The sequence below is a fragment of the Acuticoccus kalidii genome, from assembly GCF_021556395.1.
GTDB classification, from domain to species: Bacteria; Pseudomonadota; Alphaproteobacteria; order Rhizobiales; family Amorphaceae; genus Acuticoccus; species Acuticoccus kalidii.
This window is the reverse complement of record NZ_JAKGCS010000008.1, coordinates 35,500-51,953: the sequence shown is the minus strand read 5'-3', so window position 1 is coordinate 51,953 and position 16,454 is coordinate 35,500. Positions and strand designations below refer to the sequence as shown.

Here is a 16,454-nt window from a genome sequence, read left to right as displayed (position 1 = left end):
CTAATGCGACCTCAGCGCGTTGATGAGTTGGTTTTTGGACATCTTGGACCGGCCGTCGATGCCGATCTCCTTCGCGCGATTATAAAGATCGTCGCGGGACCATTCCTCGTAAGGCGGAGCGCTTCCGCCCTTCTTCGACGGTTTGCCGCCGGCCGCCTTCGCATTGGCGATCCGGGCGGCCTTCTCCTTGCTCGCCCCGTCGCGGCGAAGGGCTTCGTAGGTGTCGTCATCCTTGACCGAAGGGCCTGGGTCACGTTTGGGCATCGTCGTCCCTCTCGACATGCCGCGGGCGGACCGCATCCGTTCCGCGGAACGAATCACCAACCGATGCGGAGGTGATTCGTTCCGTGGAATTGTCAATCCTCTTTATTGCCTATCGTCGGGCGCCGAGGCGAGGCTCCGGTCGAGATAATCGCTGATCATCTCGCCATATTCCGGCGAGGCGAGGATCTGGCGGATGGCGGCGTTGATGCCCATCCGCAAGGTGTCGTCGCCATCGCGCGTCGCGATCACGGCGAGGCGTGACAAGCCTTCGTGCTGCCCCTTTGTCGGCCGCATGAACTGGAAGGTCTCGCCGATCGGGGTGGAGAGGAATTCACGGCGCGCGGTGATCGCCGGGGCGAGCACGGCATCGAGCCGCTTGAGGGCGAGGTCGATCCAGAGGCCCTCGCTGTTCGGATAGAGCCGAACCGCGCCCCGGCGGGGAAAGGTCGACGTCAGATAATCCGCCTGCGCCGTGCCGACGAGCGCGCCATAGACGGCGCTGTCCGCCGCCTCCAGATCGCGGATGGCGGTGCGCGGCGCGACATAGCGCACGGCGAGGCGGAGATAGGGGTTCGTCGCCTCGACGGTGGGATCGGAGCCCGCCGACAGAACCGGCGAAGCGATCACGAACTCGACACGCCGATCATAGAGCGCCGGCGCCAAATCCTCCGACGATAGCGGGACGAGATTGCACTGCACGCTGAGGTGCTCGCAAACGAGGCGGGCGAAATCGACGTCGAACCCGACCCGGCTGCCGAACCGGGTCACCGAGCTGAACGGCGGAGCGTCGGCGAGAACGCCGACATTGATCCGCCGTCGCGGCGCGGCAGCCGCCGCCGGCTCACTCGGCGCGGCGGCCGCGTCGGCCGCGGGCGTTCCTGCCGCTGGCGCATTGTCGGCGGTCGAGGCGTCGGCGGGTGTCTCGGCGGTGGGTGTTTGGGCCGCCGGCATCGTCTCGGACGTGGGCGGCGTCGGCGACGTAGGCAGCGTCTGGGACGCCTGTGCGCCCTCGGTCGCGCTGGGCGTCTCGGCCGCCTGTGCATCCTCGGTCGCGGCCGGGCTCTCGGCCGTGGCGGGGGCTTGCGCTGCGGCCGGAGCGGCTCCGGCGGACGCCTCGCCCGCTTGGCTCTGGGCTGCGGCGTCCGCTTCGGCGGCGTTCACCCCCGTCGCGCTCGTTTCCGGCGGTGCCGCATCGGTCGCGCTCGCATCGGTGGCCGTAGCGCCGGACCCGGTGTCAGCCGGTGAAGCGCTGTCTGTGCCGTTCGTGGTGGCCGCCGTGTCGGGCACCACCGTCTCGTCGGCATCCGTCGGCAGTTCGGTGATGGCGGCGCCGGGTTCGGGCGCGGTCGCCGCGTTGTCGGCCGCCGGGGCGGCCGGGGCGGACGTCGCCTCGTTCGGGACCGGGGCGGGCTGGGACCCTGTCGCGGTCTCCGCCGCCTCGGGGACGGTGACGCGCTGAGGGGTGGCGGAATTCGGCGTACCCGCCTCCTGCGCCGCGACGGGCGCGGCGACAGCGCAGGCGAGGACGAAAGCGAGGATCGATCGGCGCATGTCCGTCTCCTATTCCGAACGGCGCTCTGCGGCGCGCACCATCCGCACGATGGTGGAGGCCGCGGTCGCCCCATCGGTGTCGCCGCGCAGCATTTCGCGCACGGTTTCAGCGACGCCATCGGCGAGATCGAGATAGGCCTCGCCATATTTGTCGACCGGCAGCGGCGTGAGGAAGGGCAGGCTCTCCGCGATGTTGGCCATGATCGGGTTCACACTGTGCACCTCGGGATCCTCGAACAGAGCGGTGCGCGCGGGAGCGACGCCGAATTCGACCGCCGCCCGCCGCTCCTCGGCGTCGGACACCAGGAAGGCGGCAAGCTGTTTCGCGCTCTCCTGATTGGGCGAGAAGCGGGGAACGCCGACCAGCCAGGTGGAGACGAGGCGCGGCGTCGTCGGGTCGTCGGCATTGGCGTTCGGGCGCAGGATCGTCACGAGATCCTCACCGATCTGCGATGTCGACACGCTGTCGAACGTCGTCGAACGGGCAACGAGCGCGGCGCTGCGGCCCGCCGTGAATTCGGCCATCGCGTCGCCTGCCGTGGTGTCGACGAGCCCCGGCGCGGCGATCACCCCGATCGTGTCGTTGAGGAGCTGCAAAGCGGCCGTAAGCGTGCGCCGATCGGACAGATCCTGGCCGCCGAAGCTGTAGAACCAGTCGAGAAACAGCGGAAACATCGTCGACCCGGCGCCGCCGAAAACGAGGCCGTCGGCCCCATCGTCGGGCAGGTCGAGCAGCGTGCCGCGAAGGTCCGACCAATCGTCGAACGGCTCCGCGCCGGCAATTCCGCCGCGCACATAAAGCAGCGTCACCGCGATATGCTGCGGCCAGGCCACGATGCGCCCGTTTGCCTCACCGAGTTCGGTGAGCGCCGCGGGCACCTGATCGGGATCCGCGATCGTTCCGAGTGTCGCAAGGTCCGGCGCGAGGGCGGGTACCCAGGATTCGGAGAGTTGGATCACGTCGAGCCGTGGGCTGCCGACATCCATCAACGTGCGGTAATTCTCGAGCGCGCTGCGCCCGGCGGTGTCCGCCGCGACGACGCGAACGGTGTGTCCCGTCTGCTCCGAGAACCGCGCCGCGGCATCGCGGCACGAGGCCAGCACATTGCCGACATTGAGACATGAGAGTGTGAGATTGTCGGCTCGGCTCATGGCCGGAGCGGCGAAAATCAGCACGAATGTTAAGAACCAACGCACACCAACACCTGTAATCGATCGGTCCCGACAACGCGGCAATACGGCCATCTGACGGCCTCTTCAATGCGTCCCACCGCGTGGCAAAGTGCCCCCCTAGCCGTTCGGGGCCGGTTGTATGACGATGAGAAGCGTCTTAGACCGTCGGCGCACCATGCCTCAAGTCGCCGTCTGGTAAATGATGAGCCGCACGCTGGTTCATCGCTGTCCGCGTTAAGAGTGTCCTATGTCGCGCCTCAAGTTCCTCGTCGTCGCCTGCTCGCTCCTCGTTGCACTTGGAATGACCGCTGTCAGCCATCCGGCTACAGCACAGACGACGGGATTGACCGCTCTGCGCGGCCAGCTCCTCAACATGGAGCGGGATCTGCGCAATCTCGAACTCGCGATCGAGCAGCAGACCAACGAAAACGCCCGCATCGTCTCCCAGCTCGACACGTTCGACGACAACACCCCGATCACCTTCGAGACGCTGCAACAGGCGCAATTCGAGGTGGATATCGGCTCGACGCGGCTCATGACGCTCGCCCACACCGTCGCCGAGCAGACCGAGCGGGTGGATGCGCTGAACGCCGCGATCGTCAGCGCGAGCGCCGATCTTCGCTCCGGCACACGCGACACGCTCGCGGGCATCGTCGAAGAGGAAATGCTCGACTGGCGCCGCCGCATCCGCGACGTGCAAAACCAGATTCTCGAGCGTCTCACCGTCTATCAGGCGCTTTCGAGCGAATATCTCAGCCTGCGGCAAGAGCAGCTCGCGATCATCCAAAATCTCATCACGCTCGATGCGATCGAGGGCGTGCGCCCGTCGGACGAAGAGCCGATCGTCCTTCGCCTCACCCAACTCGTCGATCAGCTCTCCCAGGCCGCCCTCGCCCTCTCGAACGAGGCGTCGGGCATCACGGAGACCAATTCGGCCGCGATTCAGCGCCGCAATCTCCTGCGCCTGCGGTCGGATGAAACATTGCTGCGCTCGACCGCGCGCCTCACCGACATCGCCATCGTCCAATCCCGCAGCACGCTCGACGCGTTGCGGACGCTGCCCGACGAGCCGTCGATCCCGATCCACCTCTTCGAAGACGCGATCGACGAGGTCGACGAGATCGACCATCTCATCACCCAGCGCCTTACGACGATCAACGCGAACCGGTCGGCGCTCGAAGACCTCGTGCGCATCCTCGGCGAGCCGAACGAGCAGAATGCCGTGGCGCAGGCGTTCCGCCAGCGCGTGCGCGGTCTCGACGAGCTGTTGCAGATCCAGCGCGAGGAACTCGGCCAACTGCGCGAGGGCCTCGTGCGCACACGCGAGGCGCTGGTGCGCGAACGGGCCATCCGCGAGCGCACCAACCTTACCCGTCGCGAGATCGCCCGGACGGATCCGGCCGCGCGTCAGCGCATCGCGACCGAGCTTTCCTCGCTTCCGGGCAAGCTGAAGGCGATCTATGAAGGCCGGCTGACCGAGATCGAGACGTCCTATCGCGTGGCCGATCAGCGCCGGCTCATCGCCTTCGGCATCGCCTCGCTCGTCTTCATCGGCTTCGTCATATGGCTCCGGCGCGGGCTTCTGAAGCGCTTCATCGCCGCCGACGCGACCCGCGCCACCGAGGTGCCGCTCGAGGTGCTTCGGCGCAACCTCTTCTGGCTCGTCCCCGCCGCGATCTGGTGGATCTACACCAAGGTTTTCGCGATCTCGCAGGAGACCGCGCAGACGATCCTGATGGTCCTCGTCATCCCCGCCGCCGCCGCGCTCCTGCGCGATCTCACGCAAGTGATCGTCACGCGTCGCACCGTCGGCGGGCAGCGGCGGATCGGCAAGATCATCACCCGCTCCACCGAGGCGGCGATGATCCTGACGACCATCGTCGTCTTCGCCTATGTCGTGCTCGACGAGGTGAACCTTCTTCCCTCGACCCAGTCGGCGATCAACCGCCTCGCTTACTCGGTGTTCGTGCTCAGCGGCCTGCCGCTTCTCCTCTTCGTGTTCTTCTTCGCCGCGCCGACGGCCGACCGCAGCTCCTATGGCCGCATTCGCCGCTGGGTCGCCGGCATCCTGTCGCTGCTGCCGCCGGCCGCGCTGATCGCGACCGGCGTCACCGGCCTGATGGGCTACACCAACCTCGCCGCGACGATGATGCAGAATCTCGCCATCGCCATCGCCATCGCGGCCGTGCTCGCCCTCGCCCTCGGCGTTCTCAACGACATCATGGAAGGGATCGCAGCGCGGGCCCGTGCGAAGGATCCGGCGCGCGCTTATTTCTTCCGCGCGAACTTCCTGCAGCCGCTGACCCGTGCCGGTCAGGTGCTGCTGCTCGTCATCGCCATCGCCGTCGCCGCCCGTATCTTCGAATGGACGTCCGAGACGCCGGGCATCCATCAATTCCTCACCTTCTGGAACTGGCGGCTCTTCGATGTCGGCACCTCGTCCTACGGGGTGGGCAGCGTGGTGGTCGCAGCCGCGGCGCTGGTCTTCGTGTTCTGGCTCGGCGCCTGGTGCCGACGCGTCGCCTACACCGTCGTCTTCGGCCGCCTGAAGGATATCGGCATCCGTCAGAGCCTCTCGGTGTTCGCCCAGTACGTGGTGATCGTGCTCGGCGTGCTCCTCACCCTGTCGGCCGTCGGCTTCGACGTCACGACCCTCACCGTCTTCGCCGCCTCCCTGGGTGTCGGTATCGGTTTCGGTATGCAGAACGTCGTCAACAACTTCATCTCCGGCCTCCTCCTCCTCGTGGAGCGGCCGCTGCGGCTCGGCGACATCGTCACGGTGGGGGCGAACTCGGGCACGGTCAGCCAGATCGGCATCCGGTCGATGCGGCTGAAGACGTTCGACGAGTTCGACCTGATCGTGCCGAACTCGGCGCTCATCTCCGACACGTTCACCAACTGGACGCGCACCAACTCGATGATGCGCGTAATCCTGATGGTCGGGATCTCCTATTCGGACGATCCCGACGACGCGATCCGCATCATCGTCGATGTTCTCGACAACCAGCCGGGCGTGTTGAAATCGCCCGCGCCGATGGTGACGACCGAGGAGTTCGCCGATTCCTCGATCAACCTGCGCCTGTGCTATTATATAGACCTGCGCGGGACGATGAGCGGCTTCACCATCAAGTCGGAGATGCTCACGCAGATCTGGCGCCGCTTCAACGAGGCCGGCATCACGATCCCCTTCCCGCAGCGCGACGTGCATATGTTCCGGGCGCCTCAGCGCACCCTCACGACCGCCGATTCGATCGCTGCCGCGACGGTCGAGGAAAAGCCGGTCGCACGACGCGATGACGGCGATTGGGTCGGCGACGCCGTCGAGATGGCGCAGAAGACGGACGACGACGAAGCCTTCTGATCGCCGCTCTCGGCCGCGCCGTCCCCGCCGCCCCCACCACATCGCGGCCGCTCCGATGACGCAACGGTCGCGCCGACCCGGCGCGATCGGCTATCCTTCCCGGCGCGGCGTCTCCGCCAGGTCCAACGCGTCGATGAGGCTCTTCCGTGTCGCTTTCCGCCCCGCGCCATCCGGTCCCCGTGACGATCCTCACCGGCTTTCTGGGAGCCGGTAAGACGACCCTCCTCAACCGCATCCTCTCCGATCCGCGGGGCGTGCGGTATGGCGTGCTCGTCAACGATTTCGGGGCGATCAACATCGATGCGGCGCTTGTCGTGGAGGCGAGCGAAAACGCCGTCTCGCTCGCCAATGGCTGCGTCTGCTGCTCGATCCGGGACGATCTCGCCGAGGCGATCCTGTCGATCCTCGACACGGAGAGCCCGCCAGAGAGGCTGATCATCGAGGCGAGCGGCGTCTCGCGCCCGCTGCCAATCGCCGACACGCTCGACGCCGACAGCCTCGCCGATCGGACGGCGCTCGACGGGATCTTCTGCCTCGTCGATGCCGGCGGCTTCCCGGGGCTCGATTTCGCCGACACAGAGCTCGCGCTCGACCAGGCGGCGGGCGCCGATCTCGTCATTCTCAACAAGGTCGATCTCGCCGGCGCGGCCGAGCGCCAGGCGATCGAGGAGACGTTGACGGGCGCCCTTCCCCGGATGCGTCTCGTCCACGCCGAGCACGGCGACATTCCGCGCGAGCTCCTCCTCGGCGCACACGTCGCGGGCGATCCCGTCCACACCACCGCGGCGCCCCACGACCATGACCATCACGACCACGATCACCATGATCATGGCGAGGCCTTTCAGTCCTGGAGCTGGACGCGCTCTGGAGCGGTCGACCCGCTGAAGCTGCGCGCTGCGGTGCGGGGCATCCCGCCGACGCTCTTGCGGGCGAAAGGCGTGCTGCGCGGCGCGGATGGGGGGCGCGTCGTCTTCCACCTCGTCGGCAAGCGCTGGGCGATCACGCGGGAGGACGGGCCGCCACCGGAGGCGAACCAGATGGTCGCCATCGGACGGCGCGGTGCCTTCGATCCCGAAGCCCTCACCGCCCTCTTCGACACCATCCTCGCCGACCCCGCCTGAGGCGGGACCGGCGCTCGCCCCTCAGCCGCGAAAGCGCTGGCGCGTCGCAAGGCTCGCCGCGATCGTCAGAAGCAGTGTCGTGCCCATCAGAAGGAAAGCGACGGCGGCGGCGAAGGGCCAATTGTTGAGCTGGAACTGGCTGTAGACGAGCGGCGCCATCATGCGGAATTCCGGACCGCCGAGGAGAACCGGCGTCGCATAGGCGTTCATCGCGAGGATGAAGGTGAGGATCGTTCCGGCTGCGATTCCGGGCAGCGCCAGCGGCCACAGAACCCGGACGAACATCGTCACCGGCGCAGCGCCGAGGCTGAACGCCGCCTCCTCGAGATTGCGGTTGATGCCCTCAAGAACGCTCTGCAGCGTCAGCACCATATAAGGAAGGTTCACCGCGATGATCCCGATGATCACGGCGAGCTCGGTGAACATGATCTCCGTCGGCTCGGTGGTGATGCCGAGATCCATCAGCGTCACGCTCAGGAAACCGCGCGATCCGAACAGCGTCATCCACCCCGCTGCGCGCACCGCATTGCCCACGAAGAGCGGAATGACCACCCCGATGATGAGGAGATTCTTGAACCGCGTCTGCGTGCGGGCGAGGAGATAAGCGAGCGGAAAGCCGAGCACGAGGCAGATCGCGGTACAGATCAGCGCGACGCGCACCGTCGTGAAAAAGACGCCGAGATAATAGGCGTCGGTGAAGAAGGTGACGTAATTCTTCGCCGTGAACGCCTCGACCATCAGGAGGCGCGGGTCGAAGTCGTTTAAGCTGTATCGCAAGAGGATCAGAAGCGGCCCGATCACGCCGAGCGCGACGATCGCCGTCGCCGGCCCGATCAAGGTCGACGCGCTGAAGATCAGCGCGCCGCCGCGCGGCCCCTCGTCGGACAGGGTCGCCGCCAATTTACTGCCGCTCCCCGAAAGCGCCGTGCGCCGGAAGGGCGCGCGGCCGTGCGGGCGTGCGGCCGATCAAGCCTTGAACTCCTTGTCCCACCAGCCTTTCAGCTCGACGTCATTGTCGAGCCAGAAGCCGAAATCCATGTCCTTGAGGTTGTCGATCGCCTCGGGGCTGAAGCCGATCCGCTCGTTGAGCTCGGGCGGAATGTCGGCATTGTCGACGGTCGGGTTGTAGCCCATGTCCTCGGCGAAGGCGAGCTGAGCGGCGGGCTCCAGCATCGCGTTGAGGTAGGCGTAGGCGCCGTCGACGTGCGGCGCGTTCTTCGGGATCACGAAGCCGGAGACATAAGACAGCGCGCCCTCGCTCGGCACCGAGGAGGAGACATTGATGTCGGCATTTTGCCACTGCACCGTTCGCGCCTTCCACATGATGCCGATATCGATCTCCTCCGACTTGAGGCCCTGGGCGAAGGCTTCGTTGGTCGGATAGATGCGGGCGCCGGCCTCGCGCGTTTTGAGGAGCATCTCCTTCGCCGCGTCCATCGCCGTGACCGACCCGCCGGCGGCGAGGGCGGCCGCCGTCAGCGTGTATTGATACTGGATGTCGATATAGCCGAGCTTGTTGCCCCATTTGGGGTCGAACACCTCGGCATAGCTCGCGGGAGCGTCCACCTTGTCGGGATTGTAGACCGGCACCATGCCCGAATAGATCTGACCGATGCCGTATTCATATTTCATCGACGGAAGAAGGTTCTTCGCCAGCGGGATGCGCTCATAGTCGATCGGCTGGGTGATCCCGAGCTCGTAGACCTGATACATGTTCGGCCCGTTGAGGCCCTGAACATCGGTCGAGCCCTGCGGCAGGCGGCGTTCGGCGAGCATCTTGGCCCGGCGCTCGGGATCGCCGGCCTGGTCCTGGATCACCTCCCACCCTTCGGGGATGAGGAAGGGCTGCTCGATATTCTTGTTGAGGAGGCGCGCATAGTCGCCGCCCCACGTGCCGACGACGACGGTTCCCGCCGATTGCGCGCGCACGATCGAGGGCCGTGCGAGAACCGCGGCGCCCGCTGCCCCGGCCATGCCTTTGAGGACGCTTCGCCGGCCGATGCCGGCCTTCAGATCCTTCGTCATCTCGCTTCTCCCATCCTCTTTTGAGGTCGGCGGTCCATTCCGCCGTGCTTCAACCGTCTCGATTAGCCGTCCATTCCGTTGTGCTCGGCCGGGAAGACCGCCGAGGTCGGGGCCCATCCGACGTGGACCCGGTCGCCCACGGCCGGAAGCACGCTTCCGTCGTGGTTCGGCACCTGCGCGATCACCTGGTCGTGCTCGCTGAGGCGCACATGGATGTCGATGAGGCCGCCCATATAGGAGACGAACTCGACTTCACCCGGAAAGCTGTTGTCCGCGGTCGTGACCGGCTCGGTGCCGACGAAAACCCGCTCGGGCCGCAGCGCGACGACCGCCTCGCCCGCGATCTTGCGGGCGCACTTGATGGCGAGACCGCCCGGCGTCGTCAGCGTGTCGCCGCTCATGTGCCCTTCGAGGAAGCTCGACCGGCCGACAAAGCCGGCGACGAAGCGGTCGGCGGGGCGCTCATAAAGATCGCGCTGGGAGCCGACCTGGCGCACCTTGCCTTCGCTCATGACGACGAGCCGGTCGGCCATCGTCAGCGCCTCTTCCTGGTCGTGCGTCACCATCACCGTGGTGATGCCGAGGCGCTGCTGGAGACTGCGGATTTCGACGCGCACCTCGTTGCGCAGCTTGGCGTCGAGGTTCGAGAGCGGCTCGTCGAGAAGGAGGACGTCCGGCCGGAAGACGAGCGCGCGGGCGAGCGCCACGCGCTGTTGTTGGCCGCCCGAAAGCTGGCGCGGCAGGCGGTCGCCGAGATGATCGAGCCGAACGAGGCGGAGAGCCTCGTTCACCTTCGTCGCCGCATCCGCCTTCGAGACCTTCCGCATCTCGAGCCCGAAGGCGACGTTCTGGGCGACCGTCAGGTGCGGAAAGAGCGCGTAATTCTGGAAGACGAGGCCGGTATTGCGCTTCCAGGGCGGCAGGCGCGTCACGTCCTTGCCGCCGATCCGCACCGTTCCGGCGGACGGCTCCACGAACCCCGCGATGGCGCGCAAGGTCGTCGTCTTGCCGCAGCCGGACGGGCCGAGGAGGACGAGGAACTCGCCTTCCGCCACATCGAGCGTCACCTCGCGCGCGGCGTAGAAGTCGCCATAATGCTTGGAGACACCGTCGAGTTCGAGACGCGCCATCTACACCACCCGCGAGATTTTCACGAAACGATCCGTCACCAGCATCGCGACGGCGATGATCGCGATCTGCAAGACCGAGACCGCGGCGATCGTCGGATCGATCTTCCATTGGAGATATTGGAGGATCGCGATCGGCAGGGTCGTGCGCCCCGGACCGACGAGGAAGAGGCTCATCTCGAGATTGCCGAAGGAGGACACGAAGCCGAAGAGCGCGCCGGCCACGATACCGGGCAAGATCGCCGGCATCGTCACCCGGCGAAACGTCGTGAAGCGGTTTGCGCCGAGATTCTGGGCCGCTTCTTCGAGCGTCCTGTCGAAGCCCACGAGGCTCGCGGTGATGAGCCGGACCGTCCACGGGATGACGAGGAGGACGTGACCGAACACGAGGCCGCCGAACGAGCCGAGGATCGGCCAGCTCGTCGCGATCGCGATCTCCACCTGGAAGACATAGAGCGCGAAGCCGAGAACGATGCCGGGCACGATGAGCGGCATCAGAAGGAGATTGTTCACCGTCCCCCGCCCCCGGAAGCGCAATCGCACGATGCCGAGCGAGGCGGGCAGCGCGACGGCGAGGCCGATGAGGGTCGCGACGACGCCGAGTTGCGCGCTGAGCAGGAACGCCTTGAGGAAACGCTCGTTGTTGAGCGCCTGGCCGTACCAGTTCAGCGAATAGCCTTCCGGCGGATAAGACGGAATCTCCTGCGCATAAAATGACAGCCAGGTGATGAAGATCAGCGGCGTCAGGATGTAGAGGAACGCGACGAGCGCGACACCCTTGAACAGCCAGCGGCCGAGCCGCCACCGATCCGGCAGGAGCCCCCCTGCCGCGGGCGCGTCGCTCCGCGCGAGGCTCAAACCGCGCCCCCGAGGCGGTTCTTGTGAAAGCGCCCGCCCTTCATGATGGCGGCGAGATGGACGCCCTGCCCTTCGAGACGCGTGATGTCCTCGAGAGGATCGTCGTCGACGACGATGATGTCGGCCCATGCGTCCGGCGCGATCGTGCCGAGCCGGCCGGGGCGGCGGACGACTTCGGCAGCGATCGTGGTCGCGGCGCGGATCACCTCGATGGGGCTCTGCACCTCGCAGCGGATCGAGAATTCGCGGCTCTGATCCTCGGCGAGCGCGCCGAGAAGGTCCGAGCCATAGGCGACCTTCACCCCGGCTGCCTTGCAGATCTCGAGCGAGCGGTAGCCGCCTTCGAGCACCATGTCGTTCTTTTCGAGCATCACCGGCGGCATTCCGAACGCGGCGGCGCGCTCCTTCATCGCGACATAGGCGACGAGATTGGCGACGAGATAGGCGCCCTTCTCGGCCATCAGCTTCGCGGCCGGCTCGTCGATCAGGTTGCCGTGCTCGATCGTTCTGACACCATGGGCGACGGCGCGGGTGATCGCCTCGGCGGCATAGGCATGGGCAAGGACATAGCGGCCGAACGCCTCCGCCTCCTCCACCGCCGCCTCGATCTCCTCGATCGAGAATTGCAGCGAATCGAGTGGATCGTTCGGCGAGGCGACCCCGCCGGAGACCATGATCTTCACGTGATCGCAGCCCTGGCGCATCTGCTCGCGCACCACCTTGCGCACGTCGTCCTCGCCATCGGCGACGACGCGCAGATAGGCCTGGCCGTTGCAGCACGGGCAGTCGAAGCCGGCATTGGTGCGAGCCCGACCATCGCTGTGGCCGCCGGTCGGGCCGATCGAGCGGCCGGCGATGAAGAGGCGCGGGCCGGGAATGAGGCCGGTCTCGACGGCGGTCTTCATGCCCCAATCGGTGCCGCCGGTGTCGCGGACGGTGGTGAAGCCGCGATCGATCATCTCCTTGAGCCGCCGGGCACCGCGGGCGGCCGCGAGGGTGAGCGGCACGTCCTCCATCCGGCGCATATAGACTTCGGAGTGCATCGAATGGACGTGGCAGTCGATGAGGCCGGGCATCAGGACGCGCCCGCCGCAATCGATGGGTGTCGCCGCGCTGGTGATCGGCGTCTCGGACACCTCGCGGATCCTCTCGCCCTCGACGAGGACCTCATAGCCGCCGTGCGGTTCGTCGAACGCCGGGTCGAGGAGGCGAAGATTGCGGAACAGCAGCATGTCGGTCATGGCCGCGCTCCCGGCGAGACGTGGGGGATGAGGGCGGACATCAATGAAGCGTCTTCTTGTGCACGGCGCCGTCCTTCATGATGAGGGTCATGTGCCGGCCCTGCCCGCCGAAGAGTTCCAGATTGTCGAGCGGGTTGCCGTCGATCACGAGAAGGTCGGCGAAGGCGCCGGGGGCGAGACAGCCGAGCTTGCCCTCGTGGCGCAGCACCTTCGCGGCGATGGTCGTCGCCGAGCGGATAATGTCGATCGCGGGGACGACGTTGCTGCGGAGCTGAAACTCGCGGCTCTGGTCGACGCGGAGCTGGCCGAGAAGATCGCTGCCATAGGCGACGGGGACGCCGGCGCGCTTGCAGATCTCGAGCGAGCGGAGCCCGCCTTCGATGACGACGTCGTTCTTTTCCAGCATCTCGCCGGACATGCCATAGTCCGACGCCCGCTCCTTCATCGCATAATACGCGACGAGATTGGCGACGAGGAACATGTCCTTTTCCGCCATCAGGGCGGCGGCCGGCTCGTCGATCAGATTGCCGTGCTCGATCGTTCGCACACCGGCGTGCGCCGCGCGGGTGATCGCCTCGGGCGAATAGGCATGGGCGCAGACATAGCGGCCGAAGGCATTCGCCTCCTCGACCGCCGCTTTCACCTCGCCGGGCGAGAATTGCAACGAATCGAGCGGGTCGTAAGGCGATGCGACGCCGCCCGACATCATGATCTTCACGTGGTCGCAGCCCTGACGCATCTCCTCGCGCACGGCCTTCATCACCTCCGCCTTGCCATCGGCGAGGCCCATCGTGAAGGCGAGCGCGTTGCAACAGGGGCAGAGCGCGCCGGGGTCGGTGCGGCGGCGGCTGTCGGAATGGCCGCCGGTCGGCCCGATCGCGCGGCCCGCGATGAAGAGGCGCGGGCCGGTGATATAGCCCTGCTCGACGGCCGCCTTGATGCCCCAATCGGCGCCGCCAGTGTCGCGCACCGTGGTGAAGCCGCGATCGAGCATCTCGCGCATCGCGACCATCGTCTGCGCCGTCATCAGCGTGAGCGGGATATTCTCGAGCTGGCGGATATAGACTTCGCTGAGGACGACGTGGACATGGCAGTCGATGAGGCCGGGCATCAACGTGCCGCCCGCGCAGTCGATGACGGTCGCCTCGGGCGCGGTGATCGGGCGGTCGGACACCTCGCGGATCAGCGTGTCCTCGACGAGAAGTTCGTGACCGCCGCGAATCTCGTCCTCAGCCGGATCCAGCATCGCGAAATTTTTGAAGAGAAACTGGCCCAAGAACGTCTCCTTGATGCGACGTGCGGCGAAGAAATGGTCCCTATCGTACGCCGAGCGCGCGGCGGCTCCCGTTCGCGCGATCCTCGTCGACGGAAAAGCAAGCAACGTACCAACAGGTCGGGAGATGGCGCCGAGACGAGACCGGAGTCTTTGCTTTCAAAGCGATATTCAGACCGGCCACGATGTAGATCCACCGCTCAATCGTTCCACCGATCCGTAGTAAATGGCCTCAAGACGCCGGGTGACATCGAGAAAGCGTCATTCTAAGCACAAAATGCGACCTGTGGGTGCATCGACCGTCGGCATTGCGCGGCGTCATTCCGCACACCCGCCGTCAGGCCGCGCGCCCGATCGAGGCACGCGGACCATTTCGCGGAATTGAAGCGATTCAATCAGGCTTCGACGCCGAACGGATCGTCGACGCTGTGGCACGGCCCGGTGAACCAGCGCGGCCCGTTTTCCGTCAGATAGGCGCAGTCTTCGAGGCGGATGCCGAATTCGCCATAGATGCACACCGTCGGCTCGACCGAGAAGCACATGCCGGCGGCCATCGGGCGCTTGTTGCCTCGCACCATGTAGCTTTCTTCGTGCACCTCGACGCCGATCCCGTGGCCGGTCCGATGCGGCAGGCCGGGAAGGCCGTAATCCTTCGCAAAGCCGGCCGATTCGATCGTCCCCCGCGCCGCATTGTCGACATCCTCGCACGGCGCGCCGACGACCGCGGCGGCGAAGCCGGCGGCCTGCGCCTCCTTTTCCAGATCCCACACCTGTCGCTGGCGTGCATTCGGCTCGCCGAAGACGTAGGAGCGCGTGATGTCGGAGCGATAGCCGCCGACGAAGGCGCCGAGATCGAGGAGCACCATGTCGCCCTCTTCGAGGGTCTGCGGATAGTCGACGCCGTGCGGATAGGCCGAGGCCTCCCCGAACAATACGAGCGGCATACCCGGCGGATGGGTGGCGCCGAGCTTTTTGTGCGCGGCGACCACGAAGGCCTGCACCTCGGTCGTGGTGATGCCTTGGCGCATGATCCGCGCCGCCGCCTTGTGCACCTCGAGCGTCACCGCGTTCGCGGCCCGCAAGAGGGCGATCTCGGCCGGCGACTTCACCATGCGGCAAGCCCCGGTGATCGATGCGCCGTTTGCGAAATCATAGCGGTTGCCGGCGCGGCGCAGCCCGTCGAACGTGAAGAAGGGTGTCGCCGGGTCCACCGCCACCGTGCCGGAGGGATAGCCGAGGCTCGCGATCGTGTCGGCGACGAGCGCGGTCGGATCCTCGTGCTCCTCCCAACAGCGGATATCGTCGCCGAATTTCAGCATCGAGCGCGTCTTCGGCTCCTCGAAGGCGGGGCTCAGATAGGTGACGGGGCCCTCGACGGGCAGGATCGCGCCGTGAAGCCGTTCGGTCGGCTTCAAAGAAAGGCCGGTGAAGTAAGCGAGATTGACGGACGTATCGAGATAAAGTGCGCTGATCCCTTGCTCGCGCATCAGCGCCTGGGCGCGGGTGATCCGATCGAAGCGTTCCGTATTGTCGATCGGGGCGATGCCCTCCGTCATGTCCGCCATCCTGGCGAGTTCCGTCTGCGCGTCCGAGCCGCCCACTCCGATCGTCATGAGGCCGTCCCCTCTTTCTCAACGGCCGCATCAGGTGATGGCGGCCACCAGTCCCAACAGCGCAAGCATGATCAGGACCACGGCGACGCCCCGCTTCCACATTTCCGGGTGGATGAAACGGACCGCGTGATGCCCCGCGAGAATCCCGAGCGCGGTGATCGGCGCAAGAAAAAGCGCCTGCGTCAACGCACCGGACGGAAACGCGCCGAGCGAGACCCGCATGGCGAGCGCGAGGACGCCGACGGCGGCGAAGATGACCGCGAGGAGCACGCGGATCTCGTTGGGCGTGCGCCGTGCGGCGACGAGCCAGGCGACGAGAAGCGTCCCGCCGATGGCGAAGGCGCCGACGAGGAGCCCGGTCGCCGCGCCGACGGCGACGACCACCGCCGGCCGGTCGATGCCCTCCCAACGGATCCGCGTGAGCGCCGCGAGGGCGGAGAGGAGGACCGCGATATTGAGCGCGATCGCCGCGGGCTCGGCCGGGAGGTGGGCGATCGCGAAGACCCCCACCGGCGCGCCCGCCAGCGCACCGATCGCGACGAGAATGGTGTCGCGCCGGCGAAGGTCAGCGAGAAGGCCGGAGCGCAGGAGGACACCGGAGGCGACGAGATCGAGCAGGATCGCGACGCTCGTCGCAAAGAGAGGCGACCAAAAGAGCGTCAGAAGCGGCACGGTGACGAGGGCGAACCCGAACCCCGTCGCCCCTCGGACGAACGCGGCGACGAACACGATCGCCCCCGCCGCCACGAATTCCATCGAAACCTCCCCCGGCACGCGTCAGAGGCCGAGAGGTCCCGTCGGCGCGCTGGATCAATCCAATCCCCCCGTCGCTCTATCGCAGTCGCGG

At 66.6% G+C, this 16,454-nt stretch carries 13 protein-coding genes; 2 read left to right on the top strand and 11 right to left on the bottom strand.

Features of this window, described 5'->3' with window-relative positions:
- The 3 genes from L1787_RS04710 to L1787_RS04700 form a co-directional block, all read right to left on the bottom strand.
- Positions 1-264, bottom strand: coding sequence for a DUF7218 family protein (locus tag L1787_RS04710; RefSeq protein WP_235707382.1), 264 nt, complete (start codon positions 262-264; stop codon positions 1-3).
- A gap of 102 nt (positions 265-366) precedes the next feature.
- On the bottom strand, positions 367-1,815 hold the full coding sequence (locus tag L1787_RS04705) for a transporter substrate-binding domain-containing protein (RefSeq protein ID WP_235707381.1): 1,449 nt from the start codon (positions 1,813-1,815) through the stop codon (positions 367-369).
- Positions 1,816-1,824: 9 nt separating this feature from the next.
- Positions 1,825-2,967, bottom strand: a complete 1,143-nt coding sequence (locus L1787_RS04700) for an extracellular solute-binding protein (protein ID WP_235707380.1) — start codon at positions 2,965-2,967, stop codon at positions 1,825-1,827.
- A 268-nt stretch (positions 2,968-3,235) separates the two neighbouring features.
- Here L1787_RS04700 and L1787_RS04695 point away from each other — a divergent pair, with 268 nt between their 5' ends.
- The gene (locus L1787_RS04695) at positions 3,236-6,349 is read left to right on the top strand and encodes a mechanosensitive ion channel domain-containing protein (RefSeq protein ID WP_235707379.1); all 3,114 of its coding nucleotides are present in this window, start codon (positions 3,236-3,238) and stop codon (positions 6,347-6,349) included.
- 146 nt (positions 6,350-6,495) lie between these two features.
- Entirely contained in the window at positions 6,496-7,470 is a 975-nt protein-coding gene (locus L1787_RS25940; protein ID WP_235707378.1) for a CobW family GTP-binding protein, read from the top strand.
- 21 nt (positions 7,471-7,491) lie between these two features.
- Here L1787_RS25940 and L1787_RS04685 read toward each other — a convergent pair whose 3' ends face one another.
- The 8 genes from L1787_RS04685 to L1787_RS04650 form a co-directional block, all read right to left on the bottom strand.
- On the bottom strand, positions 7,492-8,370 hold the full coding sequence (locus tag L1787_RS04685; RefSeq protein ID WP_235707377.1) for an ABC transporter permease: 879 nt from the start codon (positions 8,368-8,370) through the stop codon (positions 7,492-7,494).
- Between the two features lie 66 nt (positions 8,371-8,436).
- Positions 8,437-9,495 (bottom strand): ABC transporter substrate-binding protein, encoded by a 1,059-nt coding sequence (locus L1787_RS04680; protein ID WP_235707376.1) that lies wholly within the window; start codon positions 9,493-9,495, stop codon positions 8,437-8,439.
- Positions 9,496-9,557: 62 nt separating this feature from the next.
- On the bottom strand, positions 9,558-10,625 hold the full coding sequence (locus L1787_RS04675) for an ABC transporter ATP-binding protein (protein WP_235707375.1): 1,068 nt from the start codon (positions 10,623-10,625) through the stop codon (positions 9,558-9,560).
- Positions 10,626-11,480, bottom strand: coding sequence for an ABC transporter permease (locus L1787_RS04670; protein ID WP_235707374.1), 855 nt, complete (start codon positions 11,478-11,480; stop codon positions 10,626-10,628).
- Entirely contained in the window at positions 11,477-12,721 is a 1,245-nt protein-coding gene (locus L1787_RS04665) for a metal-dependent hydrolase family protein (RefSeq protein WP_235707373.1), read from the bottom strand. Before L1787_RS04665 ends, L1787_RS04670 begins: the two co-directional genes overlap by 4 nt.
- A 40-nt stretch (positions 12,722-12,761) precedes the next feature.
- Entirely contained in the window at positions 12,762-13,997 is a 1,236-nt protein-coding gene (locus L1787_RS04660) for a metal-dependent hydrolase family protein (RefSeq protein ID WP_235707372.1), read from the bottom strand.
- A 392-nt stretch (positions 13,998-14,389) separates the two neighbouring features.
- Complete coding sequence (locus L1787_RS04655; RefSeq protein ID WP_235707371.1) at positions 14,390-15,607, bottom strand: M24 family metallopeptidase; 1,218 nt, start codon at positions 15,605-15,607, stop codon at positions 14,390-14,392.
- A gap of 30 nt (positions 15,608-15,637) precedes the next feature.
- Complete coding sequence (locus tag L1787_RS04650) at positions 15,638-16,363, bottom strand: sulfite exporter TauE/SafE family protein (protein WP_235707370.1); 726 nt, start codon at positions 16,361-16,363, stop codon at positions 15,638-15,640.
- Positions 16,364-16,454: the final 91 nt, after the last annotated feature.

Bases quoted from the DNA above. Each gene is read 5' to 3' on its own strand.
- L1787_RS04710 (WP_235707382.1), bottom strand. From the start codon at position 264: ATGCCCAAACGTGACCCAGGCCCTTCGGTCAAGGATGACGACACCTAC.
- L1787_RS04705 (WP_235707381.1), bottom strand. From the start codon at position 1,815: ATGCGCCGATCGATCCTCGCTTTCGTCCTCGCCTGCGCTGTCGCCGCG.
- L1787_RS04700 (WP_235707380.1), bottom strand. From the start codon at position 2,967: ATGAGCCGAGCCGACAATCTCACACTCTCATGTCTCAATGTCGGCAAT.
- L1787_RS04695 (WP_235707379.1), top strand. From the start codon at position 3,236: ATGTCGCGCCTCAAGTTCCTCGTCGTCGCCTGCTCGCTCCTCGTTGCA.
- L1787_RS04680 (WP_235707376.1), bottom strand. From the start codon at position 9,495: ATGACGAAGGATCTGAAGGCCGGCATCGGCCGGCGAAGCGTCCTCAAA.
- L1787_RS04675 (WP_235707375.1), bottom strand. From the start codon at position 10,625: ATGGCGCGTCTCGAACTCGACGGTGTCTCCAAGCATTATGGCGACTTC.
- L1787_RS04665 (WP_235707373.1), bottom strand. From the start codon at position 12,721: ATGACCGACATGCTGCTGTTCCGCAATCTTCGCCTCCTCGACCCGGCG.
- L1787_RS04655 (WP_235707371.1), bottom strand. From the start codon at position 15,607: ATGACGATCGGAGTGGGCGGCTCGGACGCGCAGACGGAACTCGCCAGG.
- L1787_RS04650 (WP_235707370.1), bottom strand. From the start codon at position 16,363: ATGGAATTCGTGGCGGCGGGGGCGATCGTGTTCGTCGCCGCGTTCGTC.